Annotated in this window: 15 protein-coding genes; 9 read left to right on the top strand and 6 right to left on the bottom strand. The window is 66.5% G+C overall.

What is annotated here, in order from left to right:
* Positions 1-14 precede the first annotated feature (14 nt).
* Entirely contained in the window at positions 15-923 is a 909-nt protein-coding gene (locus tag B133_RS0118480; protein ID WP_018603146.1) for a DMT family transporter, read from the bottom strand.
* A gap of 212 nt (positions 924-1135) precedes the next feature.
* Between B133_RS0118480 and B133_RS0118475 the strand changes: the two genes are divergently transcribed.
* Together B133_RS0118475 and B133_RS0118470 are read left to right on the top strand one after the other, a co-directional pair.
* The gene (locus tag B133_RS0118475; protein WP_026256604.1) at positions 1136-2593 is read left to right on the top strand and encodes a hypothetical protein; all 1458 of its coding nucleotides are present in this window, start codon (positions 1136-1138) and stop codon (positions 2591-2593) included.
* A gap of 45 nt (positions 2594-2638) precedes the next feature.
* A complete protein-coding gene (locus B133_RS0118470) occupies positions 2639-3412 on the top strand; it encodes a DUF2127 domain-containing protein (protein ID WP_026256603.1) in 774 nt (257 codons plus the stop codon).
* 32 nt (positions 3413-3444) lie between these two features.
* Here the strand turns inward: B133_RS0118470 and B133_RS0118465 are convergent, their stop codons facing one another.
* Positions 3445-5184 (bottom strand): ABC transporter ATP-binding protein, encoded by a 1740-nt coding sequence (locus B133_RS0118465; protein WP_018603141.1) that lies wholly within the window; start codon positions 5182-5184, stop codon positions 3445-3447.
* Positions 5181-7730: an ABC transporter ATP-binding protein/permease gene (locus B133_RS0118460; protein ID WP_026256602.1), complete on the bottom strand. Its 2550-nt coding sequence runs from the start codon at positions 7728-7730 to the stop codon at positions 5181-5183. Before B133_RS0118460 ends, B133_RS0118465 begins: the two co-directional genes overlap by 4 nt.
* A 121-nt stretch (positions 7731-7851) precedes the next feature.
* Here B133_RS0118460 and B133_RS0118455 point away from each other — a divergent pair, with 121 nt between their 5' ends.
* A complete protein-coding gene (locus tag B133_RS0118455) occupies positions 7852-8061 on the top strand; it encodes a hypothetical protein (protein WP_232423323.1) in 210 nt (69 codons plus the stop codon).
* Positions 8062-8102: 41 nt separating this feature from the next.
* On the top strand, positions 8103-8762 hold the full coding sequence (locus tag B133_RS0118450) for an enoyl-CoA hydratase-related protein (protein ID WP_018603138.1): 660 nt from the start codon (positions 8103-8105) through the stop codon (positions 8760-8762).
* Positions 8763-8805: 43 nt separating this feature from the next.
* Here the strand turns inward: B133_RS0118450 and B133_RS23905 are convergent, their stop codons facing one another.
* Complete coding sequence (locus B133_RS23905) at positions 8806-9111, bottom strand: hypothetical protein (RefSeq protein WP_081618301.1); 306 nt, start codon at positions 9109-9111, stop codon at positions 8806-8808.
* Between the two features lie 107 nt (positions 9112-9218).
* Positions 9219-9887, bottom strand: a complete 669-nt coding sequence (locus B133_RS0118445; protein WP_018603136.1) for a GNAT family N-acetyltransferase — start codon at positions 9885-9887, stop codon at positions 9219-9221.
* Positions 9888-10141: 254 nt separating this feature from the next.
* On the opposite strand from B133_RS0118445, the gene B133_RS0118435 reads away from it, so the two are divergent.
* Genes B133_RS0118435 through lipE form a run of 3 tightly spaced genes read left to right on the top strand, consistent with a single transcriptional unit; the run spans position 10142 to position 13170 of the window.
* Complete coding sequence (locus tag B133_RS0118435; protein WP_018603132.1) at positions 10142-11374, top strand: globin domain-containing protein; 1233 nt, start codon at positions 10142-10144, stop codon at positions 11372-11374.
* A 43-nt stretch (positions 11375-11417) separates the two neighbouring features.
* Positions 11418-11903, top strand: a complete 486-nt coding sequence (locus B133_RS0118430; RefSeq protein ID WP_018603131.1) for a peroxynitrite isomerase — start codon at positions 11418-11420, stop codon at positions 11901-11903.
* A 31-nt stretch (positions 11904-11934) separates the two neighbouring features.
* A complete protein-coding gene (gene lipE / locus B133_RS0118425; RefSeq protein ID WP_018603130.1) occupies positions 11935-13170 on the top strand; it encodes a lipase LipE in 1236 nt (411 codons plus the stop codon).
* A gap of 1 nt (position 13171) precedes the next feature.
* Here the strand turns inward: lipE and B133_RS0118420 are convergent, their stop codons facing one another.
* On the bottom strand, positions 13172-13615 hold the full coding sequence (locus B133_RS0118420) for a PPOX class F420-dependent oxidoreductase (RefSeq protein WP_018603129.1): 444 nt from the start codon (positions 13613-13615) through the stop codon (positions 13172-13174).
* Positions 13616-13955: 340 nt separating this feature from the next.
* Between B133_RS0118420 and B133_RS0118415 the strand changes: the two genes are divergently transcribed.
* Positions 13956-15749, top strand: a complete 1794-nt coding sequence (locus tag B133_RS0118415) for a CocE/NonD family hydrolase (protein ID WP_026256601.1) — start codon at positions 13956-13958, stop codon at positions 15747-15749.
* Between the two features lie 181 nt (positions 15750-15930).
* Positions 15931-17091, top strand: a complete 1161-nt coding sequence (locus tag B133_RS0118410; RefSeq protein WP_018603126.1) for an esterase family protein — start codon at positions 15931-15933, stop codon at positions 17089-17091.
* The last annotated feature ends 2 nt before the right edge of the window (positions 17092-17093 follow it).

Raw genomic sequence — 17093 nt, 5'->3', positions numbered from 1 at the left:
CCGAGAACGCGCCATCAATCCGTGACGGTGCTCACCGACCGCCGGCCCACCTCGGCTTCCAGCTTCTCCTCGTAGGCGCCCTCGTCGCGGCCCAACGCTATCGTCGCGACGGCCATCGCGCAGATGGCCAGCGACAGCGCAATGGGCTCCAGCCCGGTGATCGACATGTGCTCCCCGAGCACGACCGAACCGAGCACCACCGCCACCACGGGTTCGAGCACCAGCATGGTCGGTACCGAGGTCTGCAGGGATCCGGCGTGAAAAGCCGATTGCTGCAGCAGTGTTGCGACCACTCCGAGCATCACCACGAGGTACAGGGCGGGTGTGGTGAGCGCCGTGAGCGCACTGCCCTGGGTGACCAGGTGCATCACAATCTTGGTCAGCACCGCCACGACGCCGAACATCACGCCCACCGCCACGGCGAGCAGGGCGGCGCGGCGCCACGTGGTGCTGCGGGTCGCGGCCAGCACGAACAGGGTGACCCCGGCCGCGCACACCACCGCGACGATGAGTGTGGTAGCCACCGGCACCTGGTACGAGCCCGTGCTCGCCCGGGCCAGCAGGACAAAAACCGTCAATGCGGCAGTCAGCAGCAGGGCCCACAGCCACTCGGCGCGACTGACCCGACGGCCCGCCAGTCGAGCGCTCAAGGGCAACGCGAACAACAACGCCGACACCAACACCGGCTGCACCAGCAGCAGTGAACCGAAACCCAGCGCGAGCGCCTGAAACGCGTAGCCGGCTACCGCGGCCGCCGTACCGAACCACCACAGCCGGCGACCCAGCAGAGTCCGCAGCATGACGGTGCTGACGCCCTTCTCCGCCGGGACGTCCATGGTGGCGCGTTGCCGCACCACGATGCCGACCGCGGCGAAAACCGCCGCGCACAGGGCGAACAGCACCGCAAGACCGTTGCCGAGCAAGCCTCGTCAACCCCTTTCGGGCCGGTAGGCCCCTGAACGCCAGTCACCTCCAACCGTAGAGTGCCTGACGCTCTCGCGCCGGTCCGGGTCTCCTACCCAACGCGGCGTGTCGGGCTTCTTGGCTCAACCGAGCTCCGGCGGATGCGGTTTCGTGATCAGGCCGCCGTAGCGTTCGTGACCCGTACGGTTCCGTCCGCCACCAGGAGTTGACGATGTCGGTAAGCCGATGGCTTGCAACGCTCCTGGCTCCAGTGCTGGTGACAGCGCTGACGGTGACGCCACCACCGGCCGCGGCCGCGAACCAGTTCGGTCCGCAGCTGCCGGACAACCCCTACGACGGACCCACCGGTACCGGGTCAAGGCACGGCGACAGCGGCGCATCGGACACCACCTCATTGCCGGGGCCCGGCACCGGCCGTGTGCTCGCCCAGCCCGTCGGCCTGTCCGCGGCCTGTTCGACGGTCCTGATCGGCTCCGACGGTCTACCGGTCGCGCTGTGCGCCCAGGCTCTCGGCCGTTCGCCACGCGTGTACCTGCTGGACAAATCCACCGGCACGCCGTTGACCAGCATGGCGGTTGCGGCGGGTAGCCCGCTCGGCGGCGTCTATGGCTATCTGGACGCCTATCTGGACCACAACGATCGACTGGTCTTGGTGGACGGTGACAACAACCTGATTCGGATCAGCCACAGCCGCAACAAGCTCGGGTTGTGGGGCCTGTCCATCGCCGAGTCGACACCGCTGGGTGCCGGTCTGCCGTCCGGGGACTCCGTCACGGGTGTCGCACCCGCCTACAACGGCAAGGTCTGGTACGCCACCGCGGGTGGCACGGTGGGAATCGTCGACACGGCCGCGCGGAAGGTCACCTCCGTGGCGCTGCCCGACGGCGAGCACGTCGCCAACAGCATCTCCACCGCACCGCAGGGCACCGCGGTGGTCACCACGCACGCGCTGTACCTACTGACCGAGGATCGAGCCGGAAACCCGGTGGTGAAATATCGGGTCGGCTATGACAGGGGATCGGCTCGCAAGCCAGGACAGCTGAGCTGGGGCAGCGGATCCACGCCGACGTTCTTCGGGCCGGTCACCGGCGGTGAGTACCTCGCGCTCATCGACAACGCCGACAACCAGGTCCATCTGCTCGTGGTCAGCACGGCCTCCGGCGCGGTCCTGTGCACAACCCCGGTACTCACCTCCGGCGGCCCGGGCTCGGAGAACTCGTCGATCGGCGCGGGGCGCACGGTGATCGCCTCCAGCACCTACGGCTATCCATATCCCACGGTGCCCAGTGCCGCCGACCCCGCTGTGCCGGCTACGGCGCGGTTTGTCGGAGGGATGACGCGGGTCGACGTCCGGCCCGACAACTCCGGATGTGACGTGGCGTGGAACAACAGCGTGCGCTCGGCGGCAGTACCGAGACTGTCGGTGGCCGACGGCATGATCGTGACTGTCACCCGGCACAATCCGGTCGACGATCAACTCGGCACCACGCCTGCCGACAAGTTCTTCTACGCCGCCGTGGACACCGGCACCGGAGCCGTGCTCACCGAACAGTTCATCGGCGCCGCAACCGCCGCCGACCCCATGCAGTCTGCGGGCACCACGGCACCCGGCGGAGTGATCTACCAGGGCACGGCGACAGGAATTCAGCGCATCGCACCGCTGACCTGACGCCGTTCCATGCGACCAGATGCCATCGGTCGCTACGGTGCTGAAATGGTGAATTTCGCGCTGCGGTCCTGTGGTTTACGGGGCCACGCCACGTTCGCCCCCGACGAACCCGACCTGCGCGAGCGGCTTCGGGCCGACACCCCGGTCGGGGAAGCGTGGCGCTGCCTGCGGTGTGAGACGTTTGTGGTCGGACCGCCGAGGGGGCACGGCCCGGCCGACACCGCTCCCGAAGTCCCGCGGGGACGGCTGTTGCGCGACCGGACGATCATGCGCCTGCTGGCCGTAGAGCGAGCGGTCCGCGCGGTGGTCTTCGTGGCGCTGGCGATTGGCGTGCTCAAGGTGCGCGCCACCCGCTCCCAGTTGCACGACGCGTTCCAGAAGGATATTCCGCTGGCCCGCCCGCTGGCCGACCAAATAGGTTGGAACCTGGACGATTCCAGGATCATCCGGACCATCGATCACGCGTTCTCGCTGTCGGCGACGACGCTGCTGTGGATCGCCGTCGGTCTGGCCGTCTATGCCTTGATCGAATTGATCGAAGCAGTCGGGTTGTGGCTTGCCGAACGCTGGGGTGAGTACTTCGCGGTGATCGCCACCAGCGTGTTCCTGCCGTTGGAGATCTACGAACTCACCGAGAAGGTGACCGTGGTTCGACTCGGCGCCTTCCTCGTCAACGTCGCGGCGGTGATCTGGCTGCTGTGGAGTAAACGGTTGTTCGGAATCAACGGCGGCGGTGCGGCATACCGGGCCGAGCATCACACCGAGAGCCTGCTCAGTGTCGAGCGTGCCGGTCTCGCAGCATCGGAGCAACACCAGTAACTTCGGGAATGGCCACCGCTCGTGCCCGAATCTCAGTGCACGATCTGCCATTCCGCGGCGGCGTGCTGCTGACGCCAGAACTCGTCGAACCGGCCACCGGCGCTCAGCAGCTCTTCGACACTTCCATCCTCGACGATGCGTCCGCCGTCGACGAACAACACCCGATCGGCGTGGCGGATACTGGCCAACCGGTGCGCCACGATCACCCGGGTGCGCGGCTGCAGATCGACGGTGAGGGCGTCCACCACGGCAGCCTCGTTCTCGGTGTCCAGTGCGCTGGTCGCCTCGTCGACGAGCAGTATCGGCGCGGGCTTGACGAGCGCCCGGGCGATGCTGACCCGTTGCCGTTCGCCACCTGAAAGCGCGGTGCCCGCTTCGCCGGCCTTCGTCGCGTCACCGTCGGGCAGCCGGCCGGTCAACTCGTCCACCCGGGCCAGCCGCATCGCGGCGGAGAGCCGGTCCGCATCGGCCGCGGGATCTCCCACCGCGATGTTGTCGCGAATCGACCCGTCGAACAGATAAGGATGCTGAAATACCATACTCGTTGCAGCCCTGCGGGTTTCAGTGTTCAGCGCCGCCGCGTCCACACCGTCGATCAGCACCCGGCCGGCGGTCGGCTGATGCAAGCCGGCGATCAACGCCAGGATCGTGCTCTTGCCCGATCCGGACGGGCCGACAATCGCCGTCGTGCCGCCCGGTTCCAGCACGAAGCTGACCTTGTCGAGCACCGGATCGTCGCCGTAGGTGAAGCTCACCTCATCGAACTCGATGCGTGGCAAGGAGTTTCGCTCGGGAGACCCGACCGTCCCGGCCGGGAGCGTCGGTGCCGACAGAACGCTGCCGATCCGGTCCAGGGTGGCGCGGGTCGACTCGATCGCCGGTGCCAACTCGCTCAGCGCCGTGAAGGGTTCCAGGTAGCGGGCGATGACGACGATCAGCGCGATCGCCTCGGGCACGGTCAATGCGCCGTGCATGGTCAACACCGTGGCCGTACCCGCCAACGCGATCAGGGCCAATTGGCTGGCGAGGCTGAACAACAACTGCCCGGGAATCTGCATGGCCAGCAGTCGCACGCTCGCGCCGTGCTGGGCCACGAGCGCGTCGCCGACCAGGCTGCGCGCAGGTTCCGCGCGCCGGGCCGCCCGCAAAGCCTGCTGGGTGCGGGCGAACTCGATGATCCGTTCGGTCAAGGCGCTGTTGGTCTCGTCGGCGACGGCGTCGGCCTTACGACTCAACTGCCCCGACGCCCACAATGCTCCCAGCAGGACCACCACACCGGTCAGCGCCGCGAGTCCCAGTGGCGGGGACACCGCAATCAGCGCCACCGCGATAGCCGCAGGCAGCAGAACCGCACCGACGAGCGGCGTGAGCAGGTTCACCACGAGGCCGACGAGTTCCGGCCCGGTCGCGGCGATCGCCTGACGGGTGTTGGCGATGTTCGCGCCGTTGTCGCCTGCCAGCCAGTCGAGCCTGATGTTCGGCAACCTGTCGGCGACGTTGTGCTGGGTGTTGTCGAGAACCGCGAAGCCGAGATCGAATCCCAGCCGCGAGGTGATGGTGTCGACGACCCAGCCTCCGACGGTCGCGGCGGTCAGCCAGCCGAGCCACGGCACCGCGTCGCTTGGACTGGCGCCGAACAGCGCGGCCACCAGCGGCACCAGAAGCACCGCGCCCGCCGCGCGGATCAGCACCGAAATCAACGTCAGGACAGCATAAACACCGACCGTGCCGCGCTTCTCGACGGGAATGAGCGCAATCAGCGTGCGGATCATGGAGCGGCCTTTCCGGCGGTCACGGTGTCGCGGTGCCCGGTCTCCCACAGCTGGCCGTAGCGGCCACCGGCGGCCAGCAGTTCCTCATGCGTACCGGTCTCGACGATCTGTCCGGCGTCGAGCACGACGATCTGATCGGCATGGGTGATGGTGTGCAGCCGGTGCGCGATGACGAGTACGGTCCGGTCCCGGGCCAACCGGTTAAGTGCCTGCTGTACAAGGTATTCCGACTCCGGATCGGCGAACGCAGTCGCCTCGTCGAGAATCAGCACCTCGGTGTCGGCGAGGATCGCCCTGGCGATGGTGAGCCGTTGCCGTTCCCCCCCGGACAGGGTGGGTGCCGCACTCAAAGCAGTGTCGTAGCCATCGGGCAAGCGCAGTACCCGGTCGTGGATCTGCCCGTCACGGGCGGCGTCCTGCACCCGGTCGATGCCCGCATCAGGGTCGGCCAGGGCGATGTTCTCCGCGACAGTCCCCGCCACCAGCTGGGTGTCCTGAAGCACGAAACCTACTCGGCGATACAGGTCGTCGGCGCTCAAAGTGCGGATATCGCTACCGCCGACCCGGATTGCGCCGTCGTTCACGTCGTGGAAGCGGGCCAGCAGCGCGGCGAGCGTGGACTTGCCCGAGCCCGACGGCCCGACCAACGCAGTGAGCGTCCCGGGTCGCAGTGTCAGGGAGACGTCTTCGATCACGGGAACGCCGGGGCGGTAGGCGAATGTCACGTGGTCGAACACCACCGCACCCGAATCATCCTGGGGCGGCTCAGCATCGGCGATCGCGAGGTCGGCCTCTTCCAACGTGTTCTGGATACGCCGGGCGGCGAGCATGCCGCCGCGAATACCGCCCAGACCGTAGCCGATGCCGAGCAACCGAACGCCGAACGTGGTGCCCAGCAACAGGAACGGCAGCAGATCTACCGGATCCAGCCAACCGTTGATGATCATCGGAGTGCCGATGGCGACGATCAACCACAGGAATGTGTTGGGCCTGGTGACCAGATCCATCAGCGATTTCTTGCCGGTGAACGGGCGCTGCCAGGCCACCAGGAAACCGATGTACTCGTCGAGGCGACGACGGAAACTCGATGCCGCCGCGCCACCGAACACCCGGACCACGGGCTGGCCCTCGAGGTAGGCGCCCGCCTCACCGTTCATCCGCTCGGCCCACCGTTGCGCCTGCGCGATGCGGGGTCCCGACTGGATCGTCATGATCGACATGAGCACGAGATAGGCCAGCACCGGCACGAACAACGCGGCGGCCAGTCTCCAGTCCACGGTGAACAGGTAGACCAGTACCGCCAGCGGTGCGATCACCGCGGCGACAGCGTCGGGTATGGCATGCGTGACGAGGTAGTGCAGCGACAGCGTGTCGTCCTGCACCAGTTGCTTGATCGCACCGGATCCGCGAGCGGTGAACCAGCCCAACGGCAGCCGGGACATCTTGGTCAGCAATCGGGTCCGCAGATCGCGCGCGAAATTGGCGTCGATCCAGTGCAGCCAGAGCGTGAGCACCGCGGCCAGGAAAGTACCCGCGCCGAGCAGCCCGATTGCCACGAGGCCCAGCGTCCACAGCCGCTCCCGGTCCGCGCCGGTCAACAGCAGCCGCGCGAGTTCGACCAGCAGAACAAAAGGCGCCAACTGGACCAGCGTGATCACGGCCTGCAGCACGCCGGAGACGATCAACGGCGTGCGGAGCGGGGACAGCAACCGGCCCGCGGCCTGCGCTCGCCAGTTCCCGCGCGGCGCAGCAGTTTTGACGTCTACCGACTTGGTTTCGACGGGTTTGTCAGCCGGAGCGTCGTCTCGCTTGGTGCCCATGGCCCGACCCTCGGTCCAGTAGGCCTGCGCATGGATCTCTGTCTTGGGAAACCCGAATTCGTCGCGTAACCGGGTTCGCAGGTGCTTGAGCGATCCGGCTTCCGGCGTCACCCAGCAGTACCAGTCCGACCAGTTCCTGCCTTCTATTGCCGCCGCGAGTGAGGTCGTGTCTGCGCGGGGCACCCAGTGCACCCGCATCCGTGGGTGGGCGGCAATCGAGATGAGCAGATCAGACTCATCGTGCTGTTCGAGGTAGACCTCGATCGGAATGTCGTGCGGGACAGTCCCGATGATGCCGTTGATCGCGGGTGTGGCCGCGGCATCACCGATCAGCAGATAACCGGCCGGCGGCTCCTCCGGGACACTGAATCCGGCAGACCCCAACGTCGTCACCGGTACCGTCGCGCCCGGCATTGCGGTTCTGGCCCAGTGCGCCGCCGGTCCGGACGGCTCGTGCAGCACGACGTCGATGGCGAAATGCCCTGTGCTGACCTCGGCTTCGACGATTGTGTAGGCCCGCTGAAATTCGGTCTTTGTCCCCTCCGGGTCCGGGAACCAGAATCTCAACCAGGACGTCGGCTCGGCGATCGCATCGTCGAACAACGTGGGCGAAACCATCTGGATACGCAGCAGATTCGGCGTACGGCGCTCAGTGCCGACGACCGTGGCCTGGTGATCACGGGCGCCGAAGCCCCGCATGATCGCCCCTTGGAATCCACGTGCCATCGACGGTCCCCTCCTGGTTGGTCTTGACCACGATACGCACTCAAAGTATGGGTAGCCTTACCTACTGTCAACATGGCCCTACCGGCACATGTCATCAATACAGAGCAAATGCCCTGTTACTGTGGCGCCTGCCATGTTCGCCGAGGACCGCCCGGCGTCAGCCCGGATGGTGCTGATCATTCCGCCACACGAGATCACCGGTCTCGACCTGCCCACCGCCATCCTGCTGCAGCGCGATCGACTCGGCGATCCCACGGCGCGTCGACACCTCCGAGGGGCGGTAGAGGCCGTGCTCGCCAGCGGCCCCAGCCCGGTGACCGCCGAACGATGACTCCAGCCCGGTAATCCCCCAGCCCCAACGAAAGGTGCACCATGACAACGACACTGGACTTCGACGGAGAGATCGCGATCCTCGACCTCGGGGACGATGAGAACCGGTTCTCCCCCGAGTTTCTCGATGAGGTCGACGCCAATCTCGACCACGTGATCGCCAAGGGCGCGCACGGCCTGGTCACCACGGCCGACAGCAAGTTCTATTCCAACGGCTTGGACTTGGATTGGCTTGGGGCGCACAGTGATCAGGGCCCGTGGTACGTCGGGCGGGTCCAGGACACGCTGGCCAGGTTCCTGACATTCCCGGTGCCGACCGCAGCCGCAGTGGTCGGTCATGCCTTCGGCGCCGGGGCCATGTTGGCGATCGCTCACGACTTCCGCGTCATGCGCGCCGACCGCGGCTTCTTCTGTTTCCCCGAGGTCGACATTCGCATCCCGTTCACACCGGGGATGGCAGCACTGATCCAGGCCAAACTCACGCCACAGGCCGCGGTCGCGTCGATGACGACTGGCCGACGCTTCGGCGGCCTGGACGCACAGGCGCACGGGCTGGTGGACGCCACCGCACCCGAGGGAGGGGTCACGGTGGCAGCAGCCGATCTGTTGCGCCCGTTACACGGTAAGGACAGCGGCACGCTCGGTGCCATCAAAGACGTCATGTTCGGCGCCGCTGTCCGAGCGCTGAAAGCCAACGGTTAGCCGACAACAAGCCAGTCAGCCCGTCGCCGGCACCGGGTGGGGTTTAGTTACCCCACCCGCGCTGGCCGTCCCAGCCTCCGCACATGCCGTTGAGACAGCCGTGGCCCCAGCCACCCTGGGCAGGGTTCCAACCACCGCAGCCCTGCCAACCGGGGCCATTGTCGCAACCGCCACCGCCACCGGCGTCACCCCCGCCAACCGGGTCGGCTAGCACTACTTGATTCGTTCCGCTCAGGTCGGTCAACGTGGCCGGCGCATCAGCGAGCAGCATGGCCGTCGGTGCGGCGGCAATGGCCGCTGCGGCTCCCGCTACGAATACTGTTCCTGCGAGTTTTCGTATGGTTAGCATGACTCCATAGTGCCCCGCTGTGAGCTCCCTGCCAAGGAATTCTGTGCACACATCCACCACTTTTCGGCGAAAGCAGTGATCAGGAGTGTGGACAGGCGGGAACTTTCTCAGGCCGGCGGGACAACCCCCGGTGCGCGGACGACCATCGGAACAGCCGGGAAATACGAGGCCATCTCTGACCGCGACTTACGCAGCGCCGCAGTACCGTATCCACGCCTACGGAAAGCGGGATGGATCCAGATCCGCACGTTGACCTCGCCGCCTGCGAGTTCACCAAAGACCATGCCCACCTTGTCCGCACCCTCGATGGCGACGAACCACGCGGCCTCGTCGGCGTCGACGCGGACCAACGCAGACCTGATCTCGTCGTCGATGTCGGCGGCAGGTGCGCCGGACCCGTCACCGGAGGCGCCGACGTCGGCGGTACGCGCCGCAAAGATGTCGCGGTCGGAGTCGGGCGAGAACGCACGCAGCACAAGCGTCTCACCCGAGCTGGCAGGACGTTCCTGAGCCGTGAAGGACAACCGACTGTTCAGATCGTCGAGTTCGGCGGCGATCTGCCGGCGCGATTCCTTGGTGATCCGGTCGAAGGACAACCCGACTACGGCGTCGGCAGCGGCATACGATGTGTTGAGCAACGTCGCGACGGCGGCGACGGCGGACTTGCGGTCGTCAGCCTCCACGATCACATCCAGCAGTTCGTGCCGCCGGTTGAGTGCGTTGAGCAGAGCGTCAGCGATCTCACGCCGCGCGGCGGCCTTGTCGTGATCGGTCATGCCAACGAGCGTAGAGCAAGCCCCGTCCACCCTGCCGTGCGTTCACGGCGGCCACCTCAGGTGGCAAATTGACGGGCGCAGCCCGAGATGCGCAGCCGGATCCGCAACGCCTCGGGCCAGGGCTTCGCCTCAATTAACAGCAATTCCACACTAGAGGCGAACGGTCCGTCGCCCGTGGGCCAAAAGACCCTATCCATCCGGCCTAGCCGCCGATAACTTTTCGCCAGACACCCGCCAGCCCGAAGGGACCTCTTGTGACCACCACGACACCTACCTCGCTGCTGTCACCAGCCAGCCTCGACGTGGTGCGGGCGACCGCTTCCGTCGTCGCGGCGAATGCCGATGCGATCACCGCGCGCTTCTATCCGCGCATGTTCGAAGCCCACCCCGAACTGCTACGGCTGTTCAACCAGGGCAACCAGGCCACCGGCGATCAGAGTAAGGCACTGGCCGGGTCTGTGGTGGCCTACGCCGTGCAGCTGATCGACCCCGATGCCCCATCCTTCGACCATGTCATGCGCCGGATCGCCTACAAGCACGTCTCGCTGGGGATCCGTCCCGAGCACTACACGATCGTCGGCGAACATCTGCTCGCCGCTGTCGGCGAGGTGCTCGGCGACGCCGTCACTCCGGAAATCGCTGCCGCCTGGAGCGAGGTGTACTGGCTGTTCGCCCTGCAACTGGTCGCCGAGGAGGCCCGGCTGTACCTGGAGGCCGGCGTCGACCCGAACCAGCCGACGCGCGAGTACCGGGTGGTCCGCCGGATCGAGGAGACCGCCGACGTCATCTCCCTCGTGCTGGAGCCGGTCGACGGCGAACCACTGCCGGACATCGCCCCCGGTCAGTACGTGTCGGTGTTCGTCAACCTGCCGAACGGCGATCGCCAGCCTCGTCAGTACACGGTGTCGTCCACAGCTGTTCACACCCGTCTGCAGATCACCATCCGACGGGTTCGCGGGGTCAACGGCGCACCGGACGGTCGGGTTTCCAGCTACCTGCACGACCAGGTGAAGGTCGGTGATGTTTTGGAGATCAGCGCGCCTGCCGGTGATTTCGTCGTGACACCCACCGACGGGCCACTGCTGCTCGCCAGCGCCGGCGCGGGGATCACCACGGTGCTGCCGATCGTCGAGCACATCGCCCGTACCCAGCCGCAGCGGAAGGTGGTCGTCGCGCACGCCGACCGCCGCGCCCAGGACCATGCGCTGCGGGACACTGTGCTGCACCTCGGCCGCGAGCTCGACGACTTCACCGCCTACGCGTGGTACGAGACCGTCGACGACGGTGACACCCGGTCACGGCACGGGTACATGGACTTGACCGACGTGCCTCTGCCCGACGACATACAGGTGTTCACCTGCGGTCCGCTACCGTTCATGCGGTACATCAGGACGACGCTGCTAGAGCGTGGCGTGCCGGCGAGCCGGATCCGCTACGAAGTCTTCGGCCCGGATCTCTGGGCTGCGCAGGGTTCGCCCGACGCCTGATCGGATCCGACGCCGCGCTGCGGCGGTCCGTACCCTGGCGACCGTGGTTGATCTGCATCCCGACGTCGCGGCGTTGGCTCCGCTGCTGGGCACCTGGGCAGGGCAGGGTTGTGGTGAATACCCGACCATCGAGTCGTTCGACTACGTCGAAGAGGTCATATTCGGCCACGTCGGGAAGCCGTTCCTTACCTATGGTCAGCGCACCAAGTCACGTGTGGACAGTCGCCCGCTACATGCCGAAACCGGATATCTCCGGGTGCCGACGCCCGGTCGGGTGGAGTGGATTATCGCCCACCCGACCGGCATCACCGAGATCCAGGAAGGGTCGCTGACAGCCGCCGACGGCACCATCGAGATGGAGCTGACCGCAACCAACATCGGTCTCAGTGCGAGCGCCAAAGGCGTTACGGCACTGTCACGTTCGATCAAGGTGTCGGGTGACGAGTTCAGCTACACGTTGCGCATGGGTGCCGTTGGTCAACCGTTGCAGCATCATTTGGCGGCGTCGCTGCACAGGAGCCGGGCATGACTGGCCCGCGAGAAGCGAAAGCGGATCGCGCATGAGCGCAGACGGCCGGATCGCAGTCCCCTGCGACCTGGACTCAGTCACCGCCATCGCGGAAGAAGATCACTCCGATATCGATCCGCAGGCAGTCGAGCGGATCTGGCAGTCGGTGCAGTATTGGTACCGCGCCGGGATGCACCCGGCGATCCAGGTCTGCTTGCGTCGCAACGGCAAAGTGATCCTGAACCGCGCGATCGGACACGGCTGGGGCAACGGTCCTGACGCTCCGCCCGAAGCCGAGAAGATCCCGGTTCGCACCGATACCCCGTTCTGCGTGTATTCGGCGGCCAAGGCCATCAGCACGACAGTCGTGCACATGCTCGTCGAACGCGGGTGCTTCTCGTTGGATGATCGCGTCTGCGACTACCTTCCGAGCTACACCAGTCACGGCAAGGATCGCACCACCATCCGGCACGTCATCACGCACAGTGCGGGGGTGCCGATCCACACCGGTCCGCGTCCCGATGTCACCCGGGTCAACGACAGTGAGTACACCCGTGAGCAATTGGGGAACCTCAAACCGGTCTATCGGCCCGGGCTCGTGCACATCTACCACGGGCTGACATGGGGTCCGCTGGTTCGTGAGATCGTCCTGGCGGCCACCGGCCGTAACATCCGCGACATCCTGGCCGAGGACATCCTCGATCCCCTCGGATTCCGCTGGACCAATTACGGTGTTGCGCCCGAAGAGGTTTCGCTGGTAGCGCCGAGCTACCCCACCGGCAAGCCGCTGCCGCCTCCGATCGCCGCGGCGTTCCGGGCCGCCGTGGGCGGCACCCTGGACCGGATCATCCCGCTCAGCAACACCCCACTGTTCCTTACCAGCGTCGTGCCCTCGTCGAGCACCGTCTCGAACGCCGACGAACTCTCCCGCTTTGCCGAGATCTTGCGTCGCGGAGGGGAACTCGACGGGGTACGGATCATGCGGCCCGAAACACTGTGGACGGCAACCAAACCGGCCCGGCGGATGCGGCCGGACGTTGCAACCGGGCTCAAGCCGATGCGCTGGGGCACCGGCTACATGCTCGGCGGGAAACGCTTCGGGCCGTTCGGGAAGAACACGCCCTCGGCGTTCGGGCACACGGGCCTCGTCGATATCGCGGTGTGGGCTGACCCGGCGCGTGGACTGTCCGCGGCGATCGTCAGCAGCGGCAAGCCCGGCGGCCATCAGGAGGCCAACCGCTATCCGGCCGTGCTGGACCGCATCGCCGCCGAGATCCCGCAGGGCTGAGTCAGCGCAGCTGCTGGCCGTAGACCCGCTCGACGGTCATGGTCATCAGCACCCGCCGATCGGACACCATGACCGCCCGGTACTCATCCCAGTCGGGATGCTCACCGGCGGCGTTGCGGTAGTAGTCGACGAGCGCCTCCACCTCGGGACCGTGCGGATCGGTACCCGGACCGATGAGTGTCACCGGCCCTTCGGCGGTGGCCCACGCCCAGCCGTCCGACCTGGTCACCTCGATCGCGGCACGGGGGTCGCGCCGAAGATTGAGCGTCTTGGCGCGGCCGTCGGTCATCGACACCTGGATGATGTCGGCGGACCGGACATACGACTGCGTCACCGGGGACAGCTGTGGCATACCGCTGGCCTTAAGGGTGGCGAGTATCCCGAGGCGGACCTCGGCGAGCAGATCGCGCGGATCGAACGGCGGTTTAGATGAGGTGACGGTCACGTCTGTGCGCAACCTCCAAACCCACGCCCACTATTCCAGGAGACGCGTCGATGCCCGGTGGGCCCAGCGCATCGACGTTGACCACAGACTGTAGTGGTCGTAGCGCCCGAAGAGTTAAGCACTGGTGCTTTGCACAGTGGGGATTGTTGGCAAAAGCGGGACGTCACGTCCTCGTCTACGGTCGAGCTGATCACCGACACGTCGTCAAGGGGGCTTCATGGCGAACCGGTTGCAGGCCGTGCGAGAAAAGGCAATAGCCGGCTGGGCAGCGGCACGGACGCGGAAGACAAGCCCGTCACCACTGGAACCACCGTGGACACCCGAACCCGCGCGGTTCGGTATCGGTGTGCACCACAACGTCGCGGTCCCGGTACGCGACGGCACTGTGCTGCGGGCTGACATTCACTACCCGACCATTCCCGAGACTGGCGAGCCGGCACCGGGACCGTTCCCGGTGCTGCTGTCCATCACGCCCTACGGCAAGAAGGCTCCGCCTCCGGCCGCGCAGATCGGCGGCGGGGCAACCCCGTATCTGATCAGACGCGGCTACATCGAGGTGATAGCCGATGTCCGCGGTACCGGGGTTTCCGGCGGATCGTTCGAGATGCTGGGGGCCGAGCAGGTCACCGACGGCGTCGACCTGGTCGACTGGGCCGCACAGCTGCCGAATTCCAACGGACGGGTCGGCATGTTCGGTATCTCCTATCTGGCGGTCAACCAGCTGTTGACCGCAGCCGCCGTCGGCCGGGGCTCACCGCTCAGAGCGATCTTTCCGGTGATGGCCGCCAACGACTTCTACCGCGATGTGGTCACCATGGGCGGCGTCCCGCACATGCGCACTGTCCGGGCCTACGGTGCCGTGTATTCGCTTCTGAACGTGGTCAATTCGACGCTGGAGTTCACTAACCGTGGTCCCCACGAGCGTCCGCGGGCCGGCGGGCTGGCCGGGGTACGCCAGCGCGGACACGACCAGCGGCAGTACTTCAAGACCATGATCGCCGATGCGACGGCCGGCGGGGACAACGCATTCGACGGCCCGTTCTGGGACAGTATGCGCGCCAGCGACGTGTTGCCGAACATCGTCGACAACGACGTCGCGGTGTTCCTCATCGGCGGGTGGCACGACGCTTTCCAGCGCGGGGCGCCGCTCAACTACGCCGCCTTGCAGAACACCTTCGCGGGCCGGCCCGCCGATGCGCCGATGCAGCCGGGCCAGCCGACGTCGGAGCGCATCCAACTGATGATGGGTCCCTGGTACCACGTTTCGGATCTGGACGGCCTGCACCTGCGCGCCCTGCAACTGCGGTGGTTCGACCGTTGGCTGAAAGACTCCGAGGACGCCGCGGTGACGGGTACCCCGGTGCGCTTCCAGGCCATCGGCAGCTCTCAGTGGTTTCACACCAGCGAATACCCGTTCCCCGAGGCCACGCCCACGCGGTTCTTCCTGTCCGACGGCGGCGTACTGTGCACCGACGCCGAGCCTGACGTGACCGAGGCGATGCTCCGGTACGCCACACGTGGGCCGATCTCGGGACGCAGCCTGGAACAGTGGAGTTTCGGGATGGGCAGCTTCGTGGTGTCGCAGGCCGGCCGCCGCATCCGCTACGACCTGGACAACAGCAAGGTTCAGCGGGAAGCCCTGACCTATACCACCGCAGCATTCGACACGCCGCAGTTGGTGGCGGGCCCGGTCGCGCTCGCCGTGTACGCGCGCGCCAGCACGACGGAGACGTTGTGGGTGGCTCATCTGGACGACGTGTCCCCCGAAGGCATGAGCCGTCCCCTGACCCAGGGCGCCCTGCTCGGTTCGCACCGCACCCTGGATGCCGACAAGACGTGGTACCTGGACGACGGCACGGTGCTGCGGCCGCATCACATCAGCACGCGCGCGGCCGTCGTTCCGGTGGTGCCGGGGCAGCTGACGCGCTACGACATCGAGGTGTTTCCCACTGCTGCCCTGATCGAGGCCGGACATCGGTTGCGGCTGACCCTGACCACCTACGACTTCCCGCATCTGGTGCCGACCAAGCCGGCCCGCCGGGCCCTGGCGGGCGGGGTCTATCAGCTGCGCCAGGGCGGACAGTCGCCGTCCCAAATCCTCATCTCGCTGGCCGACCCTGCGACGTTCGGATAAGGCGCGAGATTCATCGCGCGCGACGCTGCTTCATCCAGATCGCAAAGTAGACGATCATCGGTCTGTTCGGCATCGGGATCGAATCACCTTGATAACGGCCGGGTTACGCCGGGCGCGGCCCCGTGGTCATCACAGACTGCATTGTTAGCTTGCCAATGTGACGGGGAGGTATCTGGGCCGGATGATCTGGCGGCTGACGGCCACCGCAAGCGCGACATTGTTGGTGTCGGCACTGTTGAGCGTGGCTGGTATGCCCACCGCGACGGCCTACTCACGTAAAGGCCTTCCGGTCGAGCAGCTCGAAGTCCCGTCCGCGTCCATGGGTCGCGACATCAAGGTCTCGTTCCAGCCCGGCGACGGGCCGGCCACCGCCGGCGGCACCCCGGCGCTGTATCTTCTGGACGGCCTGCGAGCTCAGGACGACGAGAACGGTTGGGACATCAACACCGCCGCGTTCGAGTGGTACTACCAGTCGGGTCTCGCACTGGTGATGCCGGTTGGCGGGCAGTCCAGCTTCTACACCGACTGGTACCGGCCCGCGGCAGGCAGCGCAGGCACCACCACGTACAAGTGGGAGACGTTTCTCACCCAGGAACTACCGGCGTGGCTGGCCACCAACCGCAGCATCCGGCCGACGGCCAACGCCGTCGTCGGGCTGTCGATGTCAGGCGGCGCCGCACTGACCCTGGCCATCTGGCACCCGGCCCAGTTCATCTTCGCCGGCGCGCTGTCCGGCTTCCTCAATCCGTCACAGGGCTTGTGGCCCACCATGATCGGATTCGCGATGAAGGATGCCGGTGGATTCAACTCCACCGACATGTGGGGCACGTCCAACGACCCGGCCTGGCGGCGCAACGACCCCATGGTCAACGTCGGCCGACTGGTCGCCAACAACACCGCCATCTGGGTGTATTGCGGCAATGGCGTCTCCTCCGACCTGGATTCGGCCGGTGGCAGCTTCGGCCAGATGTACAGCGCGCAGTTCCTGGAGAACATCACCGTGGATTCCAACAAGGAGTTCCAGAAGCGCTATCTGGCCGCCGGAGGTCACAACGCAGTCTTCAATTTCCCGCCCAACGGCACGCACAGCTGGGGTTACTGGGGAGCCCAGCTGCAGCAGATGAAGCCTGACCTGCTCCGGGTCCTCGGGGTCGGCGCCCCACCACCGACCCCGGCGCCGGAACCAGCACCTGATGCGCTCGCGCAGCAACCCGGCGTGGGACAGGTGCCCGGGGCCCAGGTACCGCAGGCAGCACAGGTCCCCGGCGCCGTGGCGCAGGTACCCCAGGTCCCACAGGTGCCCGCGGCGGTGGCGCAGGTACCTGCGGCATACCCGCAGTAACC

The organism is Mycobacterium sp. 155, from assembly GCF_000373905.1.
Taxonomy (GTDB): Bacteria; Actinomycetota; Actinomycetes; order Mycobacteriales; family Mycobacteriaceae; genus Mycobacterium.
This window is presented reverse-complemented; position numbering and strand designations above follow the sequence as displayed.

Coding starts and splice junctions, on each gene's coding strand:
- B133_RS0118470 (WP_026256603.1), top strand. CDS start 2,639: ATGGTGAATTTCGCGCTGCGGTCCTGTGGTTTACGGGGCCACGCCACG.
- B133_RS0118450 (WP_018603138.1), top strand. CDS start 8,103: ATGACAACGACACTGGACTTCGACGGAGAGATCGCGATCCTCGACCTC.
- B133_RS0118445 (WP_018603136.1), bottom strand. CDS start 9,887: ATGACCGATCACGACAAGGCCGCCGCGCGGCGTGAGATCGCTGACGCT.
- B133_RS0118465 (WP_018603141.1), bottom strand. CDS start 5,184: ATGATCCGCACGCTGATTGCGCTCATTCCCGTCGAGAAGCGCGGCACG.
- B133_RS0118410 (WP_018603126.1), top strand. CDS start 15,931: ATGATCTGGCGGCTGACGGCCACCGCAAGCGCGACATTGTTGGTGTCG.
- lipE (WP_018603130.1), top strand. CDS start 11,935: ATGAGCGCAGACGGCCGGATCGCAGTCCCCTGCGACCTGGACTCAGTC.
- B133_RS0118475 (WP_026256604.1), top strand. CDS start 1,136: ATGTCGGTAAGCCGATGGCTTGCAACGCTCCTGGCTCCAGTGCTGGTG.
- B133_RS0118460 (WP_026256602.1), bottom strand. CDS start 7,730: ATGGCACGTGGATTCCAAGGGGCGATCATGCGGGGCTTCGGCGCCCGT.
- B133_RS23905 (WP_081618301.1), bottom strand. CDS start 9,111: ATGCTAACCATACGAAAACTCGCAGGAACAGTATTCGTAGCGGGAGCC.